The organism is Gordonibacter sp. RACS_AR49 (genome assembly GCF_030418435.1).
Classification (GTDB): domain Bacteria; phylum Actinomycetota; class Coriobacteriia; order Coriobacteriales; family Eggerthellaceae; genus Gordonibacter; species Gordonibacter urolithinfaciens.
Genome location: NZ_JAIUDM010000001.1, coordinates 985,523 through 1,005,657 on the forward strand (window position 1 = coordinate 985,523; position 20,135 = coordinate 1,005,657).

The window sequence follows — 20,135 nt, forward strand, 5'->3', positions numbered from 1 at the left end:
GCGTCGTGCAGCGCCGATGCCTGTTACCAAGCGATGGAACTGAATTGTGAGGAACGGAGCAGATTATGGTTGATGGGAGGATTGAGATAAGGCAGATGGGGGGGGGCGCAGTTCTAGGCTAATCGTCTGTTTAGCCGCAATCGTCTTCGTCCTCTCGTTTGTGCCGGGTTTGGCATTCGCCGACATGAGCGCTGTGGTGGCCGATCAATCCACGCTTGATACGTGGAAGGGCCACGCGCAAAACAGCACCGAGAACGTCGGTCGCATCTGGACCGACAAGACGGTTCAAACAGATGACATCACGCTGTCCGGCAGCACGTCAGACAGCATCAAGGTGGACAAAGCCGACGGCGCCGACTTCCTCGTGGGTCTCTCGGCACTTTCCTCAACTTCCAACCTGACTTCCGTTTCCGGCAAGCCATTGGATATCGTGCTTGTTATGGACGAGTCCTATTCTATGCGCCAGACGGATTCCGAAGAGTCTTACGTTGAGGTTTATGCCGACAATTTGGATACGAGCAAGACCTACTATTATTACGACGGGGGCTTCTTTGGAGGAAGCTATGAAGAGCTTCAGTGGAACGCGCAGGAGAACGAGTGGGGTTACTACGGCGGTGTGCTGGGCGGTCGCTGGAACTCCGTAACCCCGAAGGCCTTCGTGGGCGACCGTCAAGGCACGCAGTTCTATGAGAAGATCGGTGGCTTGAGCCGCATCGAGGCTCTAAAGAACGCCGCCAACGACTTCATCGACTATGCCGTCGACGCGAACAAGGAGCTGTCTGGCGATCTTCAGCATCGCATCGCGCTTGTTACCTATGCTGACGAAGCGAGGATTGAAAAGCGCCTTACCTACGCGAATCCTCAAAATGCCGCCGAGCTTCACAGTATTGTGAACGAAGTTAATTACGAAGATGGCGGCAACACATATTCCAACAAGGGCATGGAATCCGCTCGTCAGGCGCTTTCCGACGCGCGCGAGAATGCCCAGCAGGTTGTCATCTTCTTCACGGATGGCGAGCCTTCCAAGGCGAATCGTAACTGGGATGCCGACCTTGCCGCTGAAGCCATCAATACGGCGAATACCATGAAAGAATCCGGTGTTATCATTTACAGCGTCGGGATGGTCGAAGGTGCCGACCCTAGCGATACATCCCAAAACATCAACAAGTTCATGAATGCTGTTTCCAGCAATTATCCCAATGCTACGGCTACGTATAGTGGATGGCAGCAAGGTGGTTGGGGAGAAGAGAGCGGCTGGAACACTTTAAATGTTACATGGGGCGATAATCGCGTTGAAGGCGACTACTACAAGGCCGCAACTGACGCCGCATCGTTGAACCGCATCTTCCAGGAAATCTTCGACGAGCAGGCGACTGCCGCCGGTTCGCCCACTCAGGTTGATACCGAGGAGGGTTTCGCCGGGGCTAATGGCGGGTACATCACGTTCACCGACACGCTCGGCGACTACATGGAGGTCAAGGGCGATACGGCGACGGTCGTCTTCGCGAACCAGGAGTTCACGGGGCAGAAGTCCGGGGTGGCCGACGATGGCTCGTACACCTACACGTTCGAGAGCCAGGTGTCGGGCAATCCCGTCTACCCGAACGCGAACCTCTCGAACCTCATCATGAAGGTCACGCCGGGTGTAAACGGCAAGGGTGACACCGTGGAGGTGAAGATCCCCGCTCAGCTCATCCCGCTGCGCAACTACACGGTCAAGACGGAAAACGGCAGCACCACGTTCGAGACGGATGAGGCGTATCCCATCCGAGTGTTCTACAGCGTGGGCTTGCAGGATGGCGTGCAGGACAAGGTGAACAACCCCGATAACGCGATGAGCGCCTACATCGCCGCCAACAAGACCGAAGACGGCACCGTGGCCTTCTATTCCAACGACTGGAATCGCGACGCGAAAACCGCTGGCACTACCGCCACGTTCACGCCTGCGTCCACCAACAAGTTCTACTACTTCACCCAGGACACGCCGCTGTACACCGACGAAGGGTGCACGAAGCGTGCCACCCGGAATGATATCGAAGGTCGGCAGACCGAAACCGTGTACTACAAGAATGAGTTCTACACGCAGGACGGCACTGTCGGCACGGCGCAGACAGAGGCTATCGCCATCCCTGTGAGTGTGTTCCAGAGCCAGCATGCCAACAACTGGAGTGCCGATAGTGATGGCAATGCCTTCATGAAGGCGGGTGCTCCGCGTTTGAATCGCACGAACGATTTCATCGCTGAAAAGGATTCTAATATTACCGGCACTGCCGGGAGATTCATCTCGCCCAGTTGGAACGACGACCAAAGCGGCATTGTCGTCTCGCTCGGCAACAACGGCAAGGTGTCCGTCGAGCAGGGCGCCACGCTTGAAGTGAAGAAAAGCATCACTGCGGCGGAAGGCTTCGATGCCTCCAACTACACGGACACCGACTTCACGTTCGACATGGCGTTTGAGAACGTGCCCAATGGCGCGTACAAGGCCGAGGTGAAGCAGAACGGGGCTGTTGTGAGCGACCCGGGCTTCACCGTAGCCGTTTCGGACGGCAAAGCCGCGCATGCCATCAAGCCCAATCAGGTTCTCTACATTTACGGCTTGCCTGCGGGTGGCGCTTACACCGTAACCGAGCAGCCGGTTGCGGGCTTCACTCAGGTGGCCGACCAAACAACTGGTACTGCTGGCACGTTTGCGGCGGGCGAAATTGCCACGGCTCAGTTCGTCAACGAATACAAGGCCGCGGAAACCCAGCTGGCTGACGGCACCTTGAAGGTGCGGAAGGGCTTCACCGGCCGCGATTGGCGCGATGGTGACGAGTTCGCCTTCACCATTGGAACCACGGACAGCGCCCCGCTGCCCAACCCGGCAACGGAGACTGTCAGCAAGAACACCGCGGATCACACGGCCGCTTTCGGCGCCATCACGTACACCAAGCCCGGCGAATACCGCTACTCCATCACCGAGCAGCGCGGCAACCTGGTGGGCGTGAACTACTCCGCTGCGCAGTGGCGCGTGATTGTGCGCGTGGTCGATAACGGCGACGGCACCATGACGGCTACGCCCAAAGTCGAGAAGCTGACGGGCGACGATGGCATTGAACTGGTTGAGCCCGAGATCGCCGACGGCAACACCGCCGTGTTCAACAACATCTACACCATCGATAGCAATGCCGTGCTGAACCTCGAAGGCACGAAGGGCTACACGGATAACTCCGTGGCCGAGGGCGGCCAGGGAGGCAACCCCATCGACCAGAACAAGTTCACCTTTCAGCTGAAAGCGAAGGGCGGTTACGTTACCGATGGCGGTTCCGACCAGAACCTGACCATCTCTGCGGCTGACGTGCCGATGCCCCTCGGTGCCGAAGGCACCACCATGCAGCAGGGCAACGTGGCCGACGCGTTCAACTTCCCCGATATCATCTTCGGCCCCGCATGCGTGGGCAACACCTACGTGTACGAAGTGGCCGAGGTCGCGGGCACCGAAGAGAGCATGAGCTACGATAAGACGGTCTACACCGTCAAGGTTGAAGTGACCGAAGAGACGGAGGGCGAGGGCGATGACGCCCACGCGCACATCACCGCCACCCCGACGTATTCCACGGCGGAGGGCGATGCCGACGCCATTGCGTTCGCCAACAGCTACACCCCCGATTCCGCCACGCTTTCCGGCGACACCGCCGTTGCGGGCACCAAGACCATGACCGGGCGCGACATGCTTGAGGGCGAAGAGTTCACCTTCCGGCTGACGCCGACGGGCAACACGGTTGCCGCCATCAACAACGACACGGTGAGGGGTATCACCACCGACGGCCTGACCTCCACCGCCGCGAAGGGCGGCGAGGACGGCGTTGCCGTTGACTTCAACTTCGGCGACATCGCCTTCACCAAGGTGGGCACCTATACGTTCGCCATGAGCGAGAACGTGCCCGCCGAGGCTGACAAGGCCGGTGGTGTGAACTACGACACGCACGACTGCACCGTGACCGTGAACGTGACCCTGAACAAGGAAACGGGCGCGCTTGAGGCTGCTGTCGATTACGGCACCAATGTCGATGCCGCAGGCAACGCGTTTACGAACGTTTACACCGCTTCGATGAGCTATGGCAATGCCGGCGGCTTGGCCGTGGCGAAGGCCACGCAGGGTCGTCCGATGTTCGCGGGCGAATTCGAGTTCACCATCGAGGGCGTTGCGTCCGGCACGGTTTCTGCGGTCGACGCCAACGCCAAGCTGTCCGACAAGGACAAGCGCTTCACCAACGGCGATAGCGCAGAGGGTGCCGAGTGGAGCGCTGCCAAGCTGTTCGGCTTGACGTTCACCCAGTCCGATGCGGGCAAGACGTATTCCTACATCGTCGACGAGGTGCTGCCTGCGCAGCAGAAGCCCTCGCTGACCTACGACCAGAACACCTACCGCGTTGACATCGAGGTCGTGGACGACCTTGACGGCACCATGCACACCGTGACCAAGGTGCACCGAACCGCCAACGCCGAGGGCGAACTTGGCACGCCCGAACTTGTGGGCACCTACAACTCCGACGAGGGTCAGGCGGCCAAGGTTTCGTTCACCAACGTGTACGAGCCCACTCCCGCTGTGCTTGAGGGCGGCACGGCGCTGAGCGTGACCAAGAAGGTTGAGGGCGCCGACACCGATGCGCGGTTCGACTTCACGCTGAGGCTGACCTCGAACAATGCCGCCAACGTTGAGGGCTTGGACGAGAACGGCGAGATGACCGCCTCCACTAGCGGCACGCTGGCGGACGGCTCTTCCACGCCGATTTCCTTCGGCACGTTGGCCTTCGTCGAGGCTGGCGAGTATACCTTTGAGGTGACGGAAAACCAGGGCGGCCAGGGTGTCGACGGCTGGACGTACGACGAAAGCACGTACACCATCACTGTGACCGTGAGCCCGCGGAACGCCCAGGACGAATATGACGGCGCGCTGCATGTGAACGCCGTTTCCGGCAACAACCCCACGTTCACCAACAGCTACAAGGCCGAACCCGTAATTGTGGGTGGCGACGACGCCACGCAGCATCTGAGCGTTGAGAAGACGGTTGAGGGCAAGGGCACCGAGGCCGACTTCAACTTCACGCTGAGCAAGGTGAACCCCGACGACGCCAAGTGGAACAACGTCGAGGCTGCCGAGGGCGCGGACAAGGCTTCCGTGACCGAGAACTTCGGCGCGGGCGATAAGAAGACCGCGAATTTCGGCATGTTCACCTTCAAGGCCAAGGGAATCTACCAGTTCCAGGTTGTTGAGGACGAGGCGCAGGGTGACGTGCCTGCGGGCTGGACGTACGACGCCGCGTCCAAGACCATCGCCGTTGAGGTGACGGACAACGGCAAGGGCCAGCTGGTGGCCACCATCGACGGCGTGGCTGCGTTCACGAACACCTACGACGCCGAGGCCGCCACGGGCGTGCCCGCCGGCTTCCAGCTCGCCAAAGTGTTCGAGGGCCGCGAATGGACCGACGACTATGCGTTCGAGTTCACGCTGACGCCCGTCGGCGACGCGCCGATGCCGACCGATGCCGAGGGCAATGCGGTGGATACCGTTGTCGTGAACGCTCCGACCGAGGATGACGGCAAGACCGCGAAGTTCGACTTCGGCGCGATCGAGTACGCGGCTGCGGGCACCTACGAGTACGAGGTCAACGAGGTTGCGGGCGGCAACGCGGGCATCGCGTACGCCACCAACACCGCCAAGGTGGAGGTTACCGTGACCGATCTCGGCGCCGGCAAGCTGGTTGCCAGCGCGACCGTGGCGGATGGCACCTTCGTCAACACGTACGACACGGGCGAGGTTGACTTCGACACGGTTGCGGGTGGCGGCTTGGAGATCGTAAAGAACCTCACCGGGCATGCCATCAAAGCCGGGCAGTTCGACTTCAAGATGGAAGGCCAGGACCAGGCTTCCATCGACAAGCTGGGCGGGAACAGGGAGTACACCACCGGCGATGCCGAGCTTGACGGCAACGTTGCCACCGATGTCGTGCCCGTCTCCACCGGTCTGGTGTTCGAGAAGGCCGATGCGGGAAAGACGTACACCTACAAGGTGTCCGAGATCGACGACGGCGCGAAGGGCTACACCTACGATGACACCGTGTACGAGTTGAGGTTCGCGGTGTCGGACGGCGGCGACGGCGCGCTAACCGTGGACGTGTACGTGAACGGCGAGCTTGCGGCCACGCATACCGGCGAAGCCGCCTCGCGCGCCGCAAGCGAACCGGTGCAGCTGGCGTTCGACAACGCTTACGAGACCGATTCCGCAACGGTCGGCGGCGAGGGCGAGGCGCAGATCGTGGCCTCCAAGGAGCTGATCGGACGCCCGATGGCCGATGGCGAGTTCTCGTTCGTGGTGACGGACAAGAACGGTGCGGAGGTTGCGCGCGGCACCAATGCGGCCGATGGAACCGTGGCCTTCGATCCTATCGTCTACACAACGGAGAAGCTGAACTCCGATGCCGCAAGCGGCGCGGCCACGCGCACCGAGGGCGCTGACGGCGTTGCCGTGTACGCCTACCAGTACATCGTCGCCGAGGACGAGGCTTCGCTCGACGGCGGCGTGGCGGCTGTCGAGAAGAGCTTCAGCTTCGCGGTCGAGGTGACCGACGACGGCAAGGGCGCGCTGACCGCCAAGGTGAGCCAGCCCGAAATGGCTTTCGTGAACGCCTATGGCGCTTCCGAGTCGGCTGCGATCTCCATCAAGGGAGCAAAGGCGCTGGATGCTGCCGACGGCTTGACCCCGCCGGACATCGCGGGCAAATTCTCCTTCACCATGAAGGGCTCTGGCGGCGCGCCGATGCCCGAGGGATCCAGCGGCGATGCCAAGACCGTGGCAAACGACGCCTTCGGCAACGTGGACTTCGGCGAGATCGTGTACACGATGGAGAACGTCTTCGGCAGCGAGGCCGCGGCACCCGAGGAGCCGACGGTCGACGAGGCGACCGGCGAGGCTGCCGAGGTCGCCCCGATGGCGGCGCAGCGCACCAAGACCTTCGCCTACGAGATCACCGAGAGCGGCTCGGTAGCGGGCGTGGTCAACGATGCCGAGGTCAAGACCATCGAGGTGACGGTGACCGACAACGGCGACGGCACGCTGGACGTCGCGAAGAGCACGGCTGGCGAGGCGACCGACTTCACCTTCGTGAACACCTACTCGGTGCGGCCCACCGACCCGGTGTCGCCCACTGACCCGAGCGTCGAGGGTGCCGTGAAGGTGACCAAGCAGCTGACCGGCCGCGAGCTGGTCGAGGGCGAGTTCGCCTTCGAGCTGCGCGACGAGCGCGGCACGCTGGTTTCCGAGGGCGTGAGCGACGCCGAGGGCAACGTGTCCCTGGGCGGCATCGCGTTCATGGCGCCGGGTACGTACAAGTTCGAGCTATCCGAGATGGTTCCCGAGGGCGACCTCGAGGGCGTCACCTACGATGGTACGATTCACCCCCTGACCGCGACCGTCACCGATAACGGCGACGGCACGATGTCCGTGGCGTGGAGCGCCAGCAGCGAGGAGATCGTGTTCCGGAACTCCTACGTCGCCGCTCCCGCTTCGGTGACCTTGGGCGCCGCCAAGGTGCTCGAGGGCGCCGAGCTGGCCGACGGGCAGTTCACGTTCCAGATGCTCGACCGAGACGGCGAGGTGTTCCGCGAGGCGAGGAACGACGAGGGCGGCGCGGTGACGTTCCCGACCGTCGAGTTCACGCAGGCGGGTATCTACACCTACACGATCGTCGAGGTGGACGACGGCCAGGAGGGCGTGGCCTACGACGACGCGAGGCACGAGGTCGTGGTGACGGTGGCCGACGACGGGGAGGGCCATCTGACCGCCTCGGTGGAGGGCGCCGAGGACATGGTGTTCTGCAATGCCTATGCCGCGCCGGTCGGTCCGGGACCGAAGCCCCTGCCGCCGGCAGGCGACGGCGGCGGCGCGCTCGTGAGGACCGGCGACGCCGCCCCTGCGGCCGCGATCGCCGGAGCGGCCCTGGCGGCCGCGGCCCTGGGGGTCGCTGCGCTGGCGGCGGCGCGCCTGCGACGTGCGCGCCGGTTTGGCGGCGGCCGCGATGCGCTGGAGTAGGTAGGCGGGGGAGGTCGCCGCGGGCCTGTTCGACGAGGGTCCGAGCTGCAAGACGGCGGCCTCCCGCCTGGGTGCGAGCCGCGAGGCGGCGGGCGATCGCTTTGACCGCTTGGACGCGTGTCGATGACCAGGGTCATGCGCCGCCCCTCGCCGTGCGCAAGTCGCTTCGGGAGCCATCTCGCCATGGCCGAAAAGGTCGGGCGAAGGCCACGACGATATGCGATGCCCGCATGGGCTTCTGAGCTCCGCAGCGGCGTCCGCCGCCGTTGTCGCCGTTTTCCCAATAGGGCTTGTAATCGCTGATTCGCAAGGTCGTTTTGCAATTTTGTACTGTAACTGCTCTTGAAGCGCTCGGTTTTACCATTTTAAGCCAATTTATTACTCCTCATTTTTGATCTAGGATTTTATGATTTTGATCCCTTAAGAATAGGGGGTGATTACAGAGCGTTTTTCTGCATCATGCAAACTTGTAGGGATAATATCAGGTGGTTTGCAAAGCGCCTATGGGTAAGCATGGTTAAACATCGTCTAACAGTGCTTAAAGTAAACTCCCCCCCCCCGAAAATCGATGTTTTCGGGGAAATCGTTAGGAACTCATCATTCTTTAAAATCGCCAGTGGTTTGTTTACTATTGCGTACTAAAATAATCGCAGATCAGAAGGCTTTACTTGTTCAGATAATTATTTTCACCCGATAAAAGAAAAGTGTTCCGCTTTTGCAATTTCGCTCTCGTTTTATCCGCTGTTGCTTTCCATTGTTGGTTGTATCCCGCTAGCTCCTTCGGGAGAAAACTCATTTCAAGCTCAGCTGTTTTGCGCATCGCCATTGCATGAGTTTTCGACTTGTGTTTTAGTGAAAGATGGCTTTGTTGCGTGACCTGCTTAAATATCTTATTCCTGATATGACAACACCTCTCGTCTGGCTAGGGTTTTCCCAAAGATGCATTGAAGAAGGCGGCACACTTGCCAGCGTCGATCATCCGAGTGTCATTCCTGAGGAAACTCAAAAGGAATGCTTCTGCTGTTCAAGGCATTTCCTTCAATATTCCTGTGTAAACTCGCGATACTTTTGGGGTGATTCGACTTGGATTGAGAGCTGTGAACTGTCGAGCCTTTAATGTTTAGGCCCGGACGCGCAAGTTCGACAGAGTTTGCGCTTCATGTTCAACTCGCGTGACTGAAAAGAATTTGTTAGATGCATGTTACCTGAGCGGTTTGCGGTTCGGTACCCCGAAGGCGAGTACTTGAAGGTCGCTGCGAAAGCGGCGGAGAACTTGCTTGGGTTGCGATATCCCACTGAAAGTGCGACGGTTGAGATGCTCTTTTCGGTTGTTTCAAGTAGCTGGGCAGCACGTTCCATGCGGCATTGGCGGCGGAATGCCATCGGCGTGACCCCGAACGTTTTCGTAAACTTTTCCTTGAAGGCGGATATGCCCATGCATGACGCTTTCGCCGCATCTGCTACTGTGACGTCATGCTCGAGATTCGATCCGAGAAGCCACATGCCCCGTTCAAGAGAGTCGATCGTGCTTCTTCGCTGGTAGTCTTCTGTCCGCGGGGCAAGACGAGGGGTCGCGTTGACAAGGGCAATGAGTTCGAGCGTTTTGAGGCGTAGCCGCATCAGGGGTTCTCGTTCGTCGATGTCCCAAAACGATTCGAGGAGGGCCTTCATCGAGGGGTCGGGCGCATAGACTTTGCAGCCGCTCGACCCTGCGAGTTGTTGTGCGAGGACGTCGAAGTCGAGACTGGTTGCAGATAGGGAGCGGGAGAGGGTTTTCGCTCCCTCTGACCGGCTGATCCTGATGGTGAGCCCCGTGTACAGCGGCGCGGGAAATTCCATAGAGCGCTTTCTCACCCGCTCGTCGTGCACGGCAAGCTCGCCTTCTCCGAGACGGATGCCGTCGTCAAGCTGGAATCGACCGTGCAAGCACCAGTCGATCTGGAGCTCGAGCGGCTCGACATCATCCCATGTCGCGGTGCCCTGGGGAATGCTGTTGAACGCCAGGGACACGCCGTCGAACAGTTCGAACGCGTCGATGACGCCCGCCGTGCCGTCGTCCATGCGCAGGTGGTATCGAACAGAGGCCCCATCCGCTCTGATGGCGCGCAGCTTGTCGGCGTTTCTCCTTGCGAGTATGTCGAACACCGTCATGGATTCACCCCTTTTGTCGCGAGGAAGGACGTCGGGGTGTCCGCCGGATTGGCGAGCCCCCTTTTTTCTTCTGCATGGTGTTTCGAGCAGAAGAAGGATGCTAACCGGTTGATGCCGTCCTCTTCGAGCGGGTAGACCTCCGTGATGCATCCCCCATCCATTACGGCGACGTGCGTGCAGCACGATAGCGCGAATTCCGGATCGTGCGTGATAACGACCTGCGTGATGCCGTGTTCGCACAAACGGCGAATGCCCTCGGCGACCTGTTGCATGTGGAAGAGGTCGAGTCCGCTCGTCGGCTCGTCATAAACGACGAGCCGACGGTTGGTGGCAAGCGCCTGGGCGATGGCGACGCGCTGACGCTGCCCGCCCGAGAGCGACAGGGGGTGATCCTCGGCGAAAGCGTCGAGGTCGAGGTCGCGCAGGATGCCGAGGCCGCGCCGCTGCCGATCGGGACCCTCCATACCGAGCGTCACCTCGTCGAGCACGCTTTCCGAGAAGAGCTGGTGACTTGCATCCTGCATGACCATGAAGCATTTGCGCCTGCGGGCGCGTTTTCCCAAACGATCTCCTCTCAAAGTTACGGTTCCGTCGCATCGGTTGAGACCGCATACTGCTTCGGCGAACGTCGATTTGCCTGCGCCGCAAGAGCCGACCAGAGCCGTGACGCTCTCGGCGGGAAGCTCGAGGCTGTCGACCTTGAGGATCCTCTCGAAGGCTCCGTTCTTCCGGCAGCGCGCCGTCAGGCCCTCGAAGCGTACCGTTTCTTTCTCGGCCGCCGCCCTTTGCGTTTCGGCCTTTGCCGAGGCGTTGTAGCGACCGTTGCCGTGGAAGATGCCGTCGACGCTTCGCGCGCGCAGTCCGAGCTGCATGCGCTCGGAGTCATCGAGTCGCGCGAACTCGTCGGCCGTCCATCGGCGCGCGAGGCGGCCGTCATCGAGGTAAAGCACGTGATCCGCGATTCCCTCGAGGTAATGGATTCGGTGCTCCGCCACGAGCACGGCGACCCCTTCGGCCTTCCAGCGTGCAATAGCCGAGCGAAGCTGCGCGATCGCCTCGAAGTCGAGGTTGGAGGACGGTTCGTCCAGCACGACGAGCGCGGGAGATACCGCCGCGGCGCTCGCGCACGCCACGCGCTGCTTCTGACCACCCGAAAGAGAGAAGAGGCTCTCGTCGATCAGGGGCGCAAGGTCGAACTCCCTTGCCGCAGCGTCCACGCGTCGGTCGATGTCGGAGGGTTCGAACCCCAGATTCTCGCACCCGAAAGCGACCTCCCCTCGGACGTCGACGTTGTAGAACTGGGTTTTGGGGTTCTGAAAGACGCTGCCGACGTACCGCGCGGTCTTCCATAGTTCCTCGCGCGCAACGTCGATGCCGCACACGCTCACGGTGCCGGTTTCCGTCCCTTCGTAGAAATGCGGGGCGAGGCCGTTCGCGAGGCGTGTGACGGTGGTCTTGCCGCAGCCGGACGGCCCGCACAGCAAGGCCACCTCGCCTCTTCCCAGCGACAAGGAGATCCCCTCGACGCCTGCCCCGTAGCGCCCTCCAGCATAGGAGAACGAAACATCGTCCATGGAAAGGACGGGGGATTCGGTTTTCGATTCCCTGCTCATGCGATCGCCTCCGGGAAAAAGAGACTTAAGGCGAGGGTTGCCGTTGCGACAAGCGATGCGGCGATAACCGCGGCATCGACCGGCGTGAACCCGATGCTGCCGGTGTTCGTCCTCGGCCAGGGCGCGCCGAGCCCTCGGGCCAGAGCGGCCGCAGATAGGTCCTCGCCGATGGAGACGGCGCAGCTCATGAGCGGGACGAGGCAGTTCTCCGCATAATCGATCCCGCGGGAGATCGGGGTGATGCCGCGCATCCGCATGGCGGCGTTGACAGCCCGCGCCTCCTGCCCGAGCGTGGGAAAGAACCTGAACAGCACCGATAGTGGAACAGTGATCCAGTCGGGCATGCGCATGCGCGCCATGGCCGCCATGAACTCGGACACCGTCGTCGTGGCGAACACGAAATACGCGAGCGCGAGCGTGGGTACGAAGCGGGAGACCACTGTTGCCGTTGCCACGATGATCGCGTTCGTGAAGCCTTCAAGCGCGGGTGCGGCAAACGCGGCAAGCGCGCAGGTCCCGAGATACGCCGCGAGCATGAGCCCCGCCGCGCGCACGCGCCCCGATATCGCGAGCAGCCCGAACGGAAACAGCAGCATCGCCGTGCGCACGGCGAACATCGCCCCTCCGTTCCCTCCGAGCAGGAGCACCGTCGAAACCGCGAACAGCATCACAATCTTCGTGCGCGGGTCGAGCCGTACCGTCCGCTCTCCCGCCTTTGACCGAAGCAGCTCCATTGTCCAAGACCCTCTCGCGATGCCCTATGCGATGCCCGCGCGCTTGAAATGCTTCTTCAGGATGGCGCGCCCTATGAAGCCGCCGACGACCCCCGTGACGAAGCACGCTGCGAGCAGGACCGGATAGAGCTCCGGTTGCAGGTAGGTCATGAGTTCGTCCACGTAGGCGTCGCCGTATTGGGCACGGACGGTGGGGAGGTACGTGTTGGCGGTGAGGAGGAAGGGGAGGAAGTTGCCGATGATCCAGCAACTGAATATGCCGTGAGACAGGATGGCGCGCGATGCCGACGCATAGCCGCCTGATTTCCAGACGAGGTCGGCGATGAGCCCGAAAACGAGACCCGTCGCGATGGAGAAGTACCCCATGCCGGTGATGAACATGATGATGCCGATGAGCAGGCCGAGTATCGTGATCATTCCGAACTTACGGGCGCGCGTGAGGAAAAGCATGTACGGGATGCCCGCGAAGAGCGGAACGATTCCGCAGATCGCCGCCATGAGGATGGGGATGAACCCCAGGCACGCCACGGCAAACACGACGACGAAGTAGATCGCCGTGAAGATGCCTATGTTGATGAAGTCTTTTCCTGCGAGCCTCCCTCCCGTTTTCGGTGCGGAGGCGGATGCGTTTCCGGTGATCTTCATGTGCGAATCCTTTCCCGTGCGGATCTTTGGCCGCCGTGCCCTGCATAAAGTTAACCTTATGAAACAACAATCCATTTTGTCGGATACGCATAGAGCTGCAACTCTGGGCAGCCGCGCATGCTCTAAAACGCCGCGTTCTCTACAAGAAAAATTGATTAGTTTTCCAGGCGCTCGGAGCTGCGGCGCTGCCACTGGGATGGCGGGCATCCGAACGTTCGGCGAAAGGCCTCGTCGAACGCCGAGACGCGTGCGTATCCCACCGCGCGCGCCACGTTCGCCACGCTCGCCTTCCCGGAGCTAAGAAGGCCGCAGGCCGCCTTCATGCGCTCCGCCCGTAGGGTTTCCGCCACGCCTGCCCCGCGTACGTTCTTGAATGCGCCATAGAGCCGCGATCGGCTCACGTAGAGCTCGTCCGCGATCGCTTTTGCGGTGAGCCCCTCGGAAAACCGCGTTGCGATGATCTTTTCCGCGCGTTCCACGAGCGCGCGATCCCCGCGCATCGTTTCGTCGTCGGCGTCAGGGTCGGGCTGGGCGGAAAGGGCGATAACCGCTTCGAGCGCCTTCGCGTGGAAGTACGGCGCGGCTCCGGGCAGCGACGCCCGCTCGGGGGTGAACGATCTCAGGATGAAGCGCATCTCGGCGGGAGGGTTCGCGGCGACGCCCGCGCGGATCGCCGCTTCGACGTCCCTGAAATCGTCGGGGAACCTCTTTCTCATGCCGTCGAAGTAGCCAGGCGTGTAGGTGATGCTCGTCGACTCGTAGAGAACTCCCTCCTGCAAAAGGCAGCGCGTCGTTCCGCGCGCCTGCGAGAACGCTGCGAGGTTCTCGCGCTCTGCGGGTGCTTCGGCGGGCACGTTCGGCATCGATTGGAGCGTTGCGCGCGATCCGGAGAAGATGCAGGAGAAGTCCGTCGGGCGCTCCTCGAGGACGAACGGTTTCTTGAGCCGCAGCGAGTGCATGCTGACAAGGCAGTCCTCGCCGAGTGCCGCCGTCCAGAGGAACCCCTCGCCGAGCGATTCCGGAAGCGTCGCGTACAGACCGCAGCGAACGCGCTCCATCCTGAGGGAGAACTGCTCTATCTGCGGCTCGACGAACGTCCGCAAATGCTGCGGGAGATTCGATTGCGGTGCGCCCATGCTTTTGCTCCTGTGTTTCGTGCCTGTCCCGATTAGTTTCGAGGATGTCTTCTGTTTCCGGGTTTGGAAGAGAGGACCCGTCCATAATGATATGTTTACCACAACTAACTATCAAGTGCGTCGAGGGTCTTGGATTCAGACGTCGGCGCGCAGGGTCAAGATTGGAGGTTTCGTATGGACAGAAAGGGAGGGCCGTCCCGCAAGCAGGGCGCCGTCGGGCGGCTGCTCGACTTCGCCGGGCCGCGCAAGGCGCTCACGTACCTGGGTTGCGCGCTCTCGGCGGCATCGATGATCGTGGGCTTCGGCCCGTATGTCTGCATCTGGCTCGTGGCGCGCGACCTCATCGCGGTCGCGCCGGATTGGAGCGCTGCGACGAGCATCGCCGCCTACGGATGGTGGGCGCTCGGCTTCTCGGTCGCGTCCATCCTGCTGTACTTCGCAGGGCTCATGTGCACGCACCTGGCGGCGTTTCGCTGCGCGTCCAACATGCGCAAAAGGGCGGTCGAGCATCTGATGCGCACGTCGCTGGGGTACTTCGACACGCATGCCTCCGGCGCGCTGCGGCGCGTGGTGGACGGGTGCGCAGCGGAGACGGAGGGGCTGCTCGCCCACAAGCTGCCGGACACCGCAGGATCCGTGGCCATGATAGCCGGCATGCTCGTGCTGTTCTTCGCGTTCGATTGGAGGCTCGGGCTCGCGTGCCTCGTGCCCGTCGTCCTTTCGCTCTGCTGCATGTTCTACATGATGGGCGGGCGCGGCATGGACTTCATGACGAAGTACATGGAATCGCTCGTCAAGATGAACAAGACGGGCACCGAGTACGTGCGTGGAATCCCCGTGGTGAAGGTGTTCCAGCAGACGGTCCACTCGTTCAAGGCGTTCCACGACGCCATCCAGGACTTCACGCGGCTCGCGCAGGACTACGCGGTCAAGTGGTGCCGCACCCCGCAGTCGCTGTCGCTGACCGTCATCAACGGCGTGGCGGCGTTCCTCGTGCCCGTGGCGATCCTTCTCGCGCCGGGCGAGGGCGATTTCGGAATGTTTGCGGCAAACTTCGCGTTCTACGCCATCTTCTCGGCGGTCGTCCCCACGGCCATGACGCGCGTGATGTTCATGTCCGAGGCGTTCCAATCGGCGGCCGACGCCGTGTCTCGCGTCGAGGGGGTGCTGTCGGCTCCCGTGATCGAGGCGCCGTCGAGCCCGCAGGCGCCCAAGGGCAACTCGATCGCGTTCGAGGACGTGAGCTTCACTTACGAAGGTGCGGAAGAGCCTGCGCTCAGCCATGTGAGCTTCGAGGTGCCTGCAGGCTCCACGGTGGCGCTCGTGGGGCCTTCCGGCGGCGGCAAGACCACGGCGGCAAGCCTCGTGCCGCGCTTCTGGGATGTGGACGAGGGCCGCGTGCTCGTCGGCGGCGTGGACGTGCGCGACATGGACCCCCACGACCTCATGGACCGCGTGGCGTTCGTGTTCCAGGCCAACCGCCTGTTCAAGCAGAGCATCTTCGAGAACGTGCGCGCGGCGCGCCCCGACGCGTCGCGCGAAGAGGTGCGGGCGGCGCTGCACGCAGCGCAGTGCGACGACATCATAGCGAAGCTTCCCCGGGGAATGGACAGCGTCTATGGCGCGCAAGGCGCCTACCTCTCCGGCGGCGAGGTGCAGCGCCTCATGCTCGCGCGCGCCATCTTGAAGGACGCCGACGTGGTGGTGCTCGACGAGGCGACGGCGTTCGCCGATCCCGAGAACGAGGCCAGGATCCAGAAGGCGTTCTCGGAGCTCGCGCGCGGGCGCACGGTGCTCATGGTTGCGCACCGTCTCTCGACCGTGCGCAACGCCGACAAGATAGTGGTGCTCGACGCGGGGCGCGTGGCCGAACAGGGGACGCATGACGAGCTCCTGGCAGCCGGGGGTCTGTACGCCCGCATGTGGGCCGACTACGAGCAGGCGGTCAGCTGGAAGATCTCGTCCGAGGAGGTGGCCTAGATGTCCATCAAAGAGAAGTACGAGCTTACCGACGAGGGCGTTCGCAACGTCAAGCTGGGGGCCCTGTGGACCGCCGTGTCCAACATCGCGGTGTTCGCGGGCGTGGGGATCCTGTTCCTCGCGATGGGGGCGTTCGCCGACCATCTGACGTCGGGAGCGCCGCTGCCCGACATCGCCCCGTACGCCCTGGGGCTCGCCGCGTTCGTCGTCGCCCTGTTCGTCACCGAGTATCTCGCCTACTACTACCAGTACGGCGTGATCTACAAGGAAAGCGGTCGCCAGCGCATCGGGCTGGCGGAGCGCTTGCGCAAGCTCCCGCTGTCGTTTTTCGGCAGGCGTGATCTGGCCGACCTCACCGAGACGATCATGGGCGACGTGAAGACCATCGAGCACGCCTACAGCCACGTGCTCCCCGAGCTCTACGGCGCCTACATCATGCTGGGCGTTGCGGCAGTCGGGCTGATAGCCTTCGACTGGAGGCTTGCCATCGCGGCGCTGTGGAGCGCGCCGGTGGCGCTCGCGCTGCTGTTCGCGTCGCGCCGGTTCCTTTCGCCTCTCATGCGCGCCACGCGTATGAAGAACCTTGCTGTGTCTGACGATATCCAAGAGGCGCTCGAATGCGTGCGCGAGGTGCGCGCGACCAACCAGGAGGAGCGCTACCTGGACGGCATTCGCGCGCACATCGACGAGGCGGAGGCCCAGACCGTGAAAGGCGAGCTTGCCACGGGCATCTGCGTGAACGGCGCGCAGATCGTGCTGCGGCTGGGGATCGCCACCACCGTGCTGGCAGGGGCGGCCTTCGTCCTCGAGGGGACGTGCGGCTTCATGACGCTGTTCTGCTTCCTTTTGGTGGTGTCTCGCATCTACGCGCCGTTCGACCAGTGTCTCATGCTCATCGCCGAGCTGTTTGCGGCGAAGACGGCGAGCGCGCGCATGAGGAGCTTCTACGACGAGCCGCTTGCGAACGGCGGAGAAACGTACGCGCCGCAAGGTCACGACGTCGTGTTCGACGACGTGTCGTTCTCCTACGGGGACGGCGAGCAGGTCCTCTCGCACGTGGGCTTCACCGCACGCGAAGGGGAGGTCACGGCGCTCGTGGGACCGTCCGGCTCCGGCAAGTCGACGTGCGCCCGCCTGGCGGCGCGCCTGTGGGACGCGACGTCTGGGCGCGTGAGCGTGGGCGGCGTAGACGTGGCGACGGTGGACCCCGAGGTGCTGCTGCGCGATTTCTCGGTGGTGTTCCAGGACGTCTTGCTGTTCGACGACACCGTGATGGGCAACATCCGCCTGGGAAGGCGCGATGCCACCGACGAGGAAGTGCTCGCTGCGGCTCGGGCCGCCAACTGCGATGGGTTCGTCTCGCGTATGCCGCAGGGCTACGAAACGATGATCGGGGAGAATGGGGCGCGGCTTTCCGGCGGCGAGCGTCAACGCATCTCGATCGCGCGGGCGCTGCTCAAAGGTGCGCCTATAGTCTTGCTCGACGAGGCGACCGCATCGCTTGATGTGGAGAACGAGACGGAGGTGCAGCAGGCGCTCTCGCGGCTGCTTGCCGGCAAGACCGTCATCGTGATCGCTCATCGCATGCGCACGGTGGCGAATGCCGACAAGGTGGTGGTGCTCGAATTCGGAAGGGTCGCCGAACAAGGCGCTCCCGCCTGCCTTATGGAACAGGGCGGTCTGTTTGCCCGCATGGTGCGTCTGCAGCAGGAGAGCTCTCAATGGGCGCTGTAGGAAATCGTCGGAACCTCGACGAGAGTTCCGCCCGCCCCTTTATCCGCAAGTCGTACGAGGACTACCTCGAGGCCATCCTCGTCATTCGCACCGAGCGCGGCTCATGCCGCAACGTCGACGTGGCGGAGTTTTTGGGCGTTACCAAGCCAAGCGTCACCAAGGCGCTTGCCAACCTGACGTGCGAGGGTCTTGTGAGCGTCGTCGGCTACGATGTAAAGCTCACTTCCGGAGGGCGCCGTCTTGCCGAGGAGACGCTCGCCAAGCATCGCTTCTTCGAGGGGATGCTCCTCGACGCCGGGGTGGACGCGGAGGTCGCGTCGGAAGAGGCCTGCCGCATGGAGCACTGCATCTCGGGGGACTCCTTCCGTCGCCTGGCGGATCACCTCGGGGGTTGGCGGGAAGGGGGACGAGACGTATGAAGTGGGCGCCTGCCGGTCCGAACAAGGCGCACTGACCTTACCGGCGTATGTCGCCCTCATCTGCCCGGAGGTTCCGCGTCGGGCGGGAAAACGACAACGGCCGGCGGCGATGGCGGCCGTTGTCGCAGTTCAGGAAACAACGCTAACATCTGGCCTCGAAACGAGATTAATCCCTTCCATCTCGAATTTACTGAAGAGTACGGGAAGTTTTTCTGCGGTCGACTGGTCAACCACCCCGACGCTCTCTTTATATTTGCTGGCAATTGAGTGGATATGCAAATCGATTTTTATGTTCTCATTCAGCATTGTGCAGCTCCAAGCAAATCAAGTCGAAGTGGCAATCGGGCAAGCCGTTTGATGCGGCCTTTAGCTTTTCCCTCAAAGCGATCTTGCCAATTATCGGAATATATCAAGCATAGCCGATTCATGGAAAACGATTCGGGTACCGTGCCAATCGTCTAGCGGTTTGGTTGAAAAATTCTATCATTAAGGGCCGATGACGCAAGGCTTCCTCCTTCTCGTTACAGAACATAGATTGTGGCTTCAACAGCGAATAAGCGCGAATCTCCTTAGCGTCTCGCGGGAGCGCTCGGCACCGCTGCCTCTGATAGAAGATTTGAGCTTGCCCCATCTCGATAGCGCGCACGGTTTTGAGATTCCTTGTCCTTGCGCACTCCCCTCTCTCGAACCGGGGAGTGCTCGACATATCCTGCGTTGACAGCAAGGCTGAAGCAAATGAACGGCCTACGCAGATATGAATTTCGCTCTCCATCTAGGCGGGATTTCTCGCGAAAGATGTATTTCGGCTGCTCAAAGGACGCCTCTCGTTACCCCTGTTTAAATCCGCTTGTCTTCTGGGGTGGACGGCGGACAGCTTGGAGGCATGAGTCGCCGAGACGCATATTATGGACCCGAAGGGCAACCTCCTGTCCAAATGGAACAATTCTGGCTATTTGGGCTAGGAGTTCATCAGCAGCTATCGGATACTTCGCGAATGAGTTAACATAGGCTAACAAAGGAGTGAAAGATGGGTAGCGCCGATTCTTCCAAACCGAACTCACGTGCCCTCAAGGGCCGCGACCTGATAACAGTAGGCATTTTCACTGCGCTGTATTTCGCGGTGAACTTCGCGTGCATGCTCTTGTCAGGTCTCCATCCGTATCTGTGGGTGTTCATGCCCGCCCTCGACGGCTTGCTTGCGGCGATCCCGTTCATGCTGGCGTGCGCCAAGGTTCCCAAGTTCGGCACCGTGCTCATCATGGGGATGGTTCCGTCCTTGGTCTACTTCATTACCGGAATGTTCACGCCGCTCATCCTCGGGATGATGATCTGCGCCTGCCTTGTCGCCGAGGCGATTCGCGCAGCCACCAAGTACCGCAGCTTCGCCGGCAACGCCGTCGCGTACGCCGTGTTCGGGTTCGGCATGTGCGGCAGCCCTCTGCCGCTTTGGGTGTTCCATGACTCATTCGTCGCCCAGATCTCCTCGCAGGGAATGGGGGCCGCTTATCTTGCGACGCTCGAGACCGCTGCTAACCCGACCATGCTCGTCGCGATGTTCGCCGCCACGTTCCTTGCAGGGCTCGTCGGTGCCTACATCGCGAAGGGGATGTTCAAGAAGCATTTCGAGAAAGCGGGCCTCGTGTAATGGGACA

Annotated in this window: 10 protein-coding genes; 5 read left to right on the forward strand and 5 right to left on the reverse strand. The window is 61.8% G+C overall.

From position 1 onward, the window contains the following. Window positions 1-184: 184 nt before the first annotated feature. Entirely contained in the window at window positions 185-8,071 is a 7,887-nt protein-coding gene (locus tag LB310_RS04190) for an FctA domain-containing protein (RefSeq protein WP_278806870.1), read from the forward strand. 1,113 nt (window positions 8,072-9,184) lie between these two features. Here LB310_RS04190 and LB310_RS04195 read toward each other — a convergent pair. The 5 genes from LB310_RS04195 to LB310_RS04215 all read right to left on the reverse strand — a co-directional run bounded on the left by LB310_RS04195 (window position 9,185) and on the right by LB310_RS04215 (window position 14,350). Continuing rightward, the gene (locus tag LB310_RS04195) at window positions 9,185-10,222 is read right to left on the reverse strand and encodes an AraC family transcriptional regulator (RefSeq protein WP_301154581.1); all 1,038 of its coding nucleotides are present in this window, start codon (window positions 10,220-10,222) and stop codon (window positions 9,185-9,187) included. Then, a complete protein-coding gene (locus LB310_RS04200) occupies window positions 10,219-11,835 on the reverse strand; it encodes an ABC transporter ATP-binding protein (protein WP_301154582.1) in 1,617 nt (538 codons plus the stop codon). The genes LB310_RS04195 and LB310_RS04200 overlap by 4 nt, the downstream gene beginning before the upstream one ends. Next, window positions 11,832-12,569 carry an energy-coupling factor transporter transmembrane component T gene (locus tag LB310_RS04205; protein ID WP_301154583.1) on the reverse strand — a complete coding sequence of 246 codons (738 nt, stop codon included), beginning with the start codon at window positions 12,567-12,569 and terminating at the stop codon, window positions 11,832-11,834. Before LB310_RS04205 ends, LB310_RS04200 begins: the two co-directional genes overlap by 4 nt. Window positions 12,570-12,593: 24 nt before the next feature. Continuing rightward, window positions 12,594-13,214, reverse strand: a complete 621-nt coding sequence (locus tag LB310_RS04210) for an MptD family putative ECF transporter S component (RefSeq protein ID WP_087192219.1) — start codon at window positions 13,212-13,214, stop codon at window positions 12,594-12,596. A 155-nt stretch (window positions 13,215-13,369) separates the two neighbouring features. Next, complete coding sequence (locus LB310_RS04215; RefSeq protein ID WP_301154584.1) at window positions 13,370-14,350, reverse strand: AraC family transcriptional regulator; 981 nt, start codon at window positions 14,348-14,350, stop codon at window positions 13,370-13,372. A gap of 174 nt (window positions 14,351-14,524) precedes the next feature. Here LB310_RS04215 and LB310_RS04220 point away from each other — a divergent pair, with 174 nt between their 5' ends. From LB310_RS04220 to LB310_RS04235, 4 genes are all read left to right on the forward strand, one after another. After that, a complete protein-coding gene (locus tag LB310_RS04220) occupies window positions 14,525-16,330 on the forward strand; it encodes an ABC transporter ATP-binding protein (RefSeq protein ID WP_301154585.1) in 1,806 nt (601 codons plus the stop codon). Continuing rightward, window positions 16,331-18,064: an ABC transporter ATP-binding protein gene (locus tag LB310_RS04225; RefSeq protein WP_301154586.1), complete on the forward strand. Its 1,734-nt coding sequence runs from the start codon at window positions 16,331-16,333 to the stop codon at window positions 18,062-18,064. Beyond that, window positions 18,052-18,483, forward strand: a complete 432-nt coding sequence (locus LB310_RS04230; protein WP_301154587.1) for a metal-dependent transcriptional regulator — start codon at window positions 18,052-18,054, stop codon at window positions 18,481-18,483. The genes LB310_RS04225 and LB310_RS04230 overlap by 13 nt, the downstream gene beginning before the upstream one ends. Before the next feature lie 1,027 nt (window positions 18,484-19,510). Continuing rightward, window positions 19,511-20,128, forward strand: a complete 618-nt coding sequence (locus LB310_RS04235) for an MptD family putative ECF transporter S component (RefSeq protein ID WP_301154588.1) — start codon at window positions 19,511-19,513, stop codon at window positions 20,126-20,128. The last annotated feature ends 7 nt before the right edge of the window (window positions 20,129-20,135 follow it).

Coding starts and splice junctions, on each gene's coding strand:
- LB310_RS04200 (WP_301154582.1), bottom strand. CDS start 11,835: ATGAGCAGGGAATCGAAAACCGAATCCCCCGTCCTTTCCATGGACGAT.
- LB310_RS04195 (WP_301154581.1), bottom strand. CDS start 10,222: ATGACGGTGTTCGACATACTCGCAAGGAGAAACGCCGACAAGCTGCGC.
- LB310_RS04225 (WP_301154586.1), top strand. CDS start 16,331: ATGTCCATCAAAGAGAAGTACGAGCTTACCGACGAGGGCGTTCGCAAC.
- LB310_RS04235 (WP_301154588.1), top strand. CDS start 19,511: ATGGGTAGCGCCGATTCTTCCAAACCGAACTCACGTGCCCTCAAGGGC.
- LB310_RS04230 (WP_301154587.1), top strand. CDS start 18,052: ATGGGCGCTGTAGGAAATCGTCGGAACCTCGACGAGAGTTCCGCCCGC.
- LB310_RS04215 (WP_301154584.1), bottom strand. CDS start 14,350: ATGGGCGCACCGCAATCGAATCTCCCGCAGCATTTGCGGACGTTCGTC.
- LB310_RS04205 (WP_301154583.1), bottom strand. CDS start 12,569: ATGGAGCTGCTTCGGTCAAAGGCGGGAGAGCGGACGGTACGGCTCGAC.
- LB310_RS04220 (WP_301154585.1), top strand. CDS start 14,525: ATGGACAGAAAGGGAGGGCCGTCCCGCAAGCAGGGCGCCGTCGGGCGG.
- LB310_RS04210 (WP_087192219.1), bottom strand. CDS start 13,214: ATGAAGATCACCGGAAACGCATCCGCCTCCGCACCGAAAACGGGAGGG.
- LB310_RS04190 (WP_278806870.1), top strand. CDS start 185: ATGAGCGCTGTGGTGGCCGATCAATCCACGCTTGATACGTGGAAGGGC.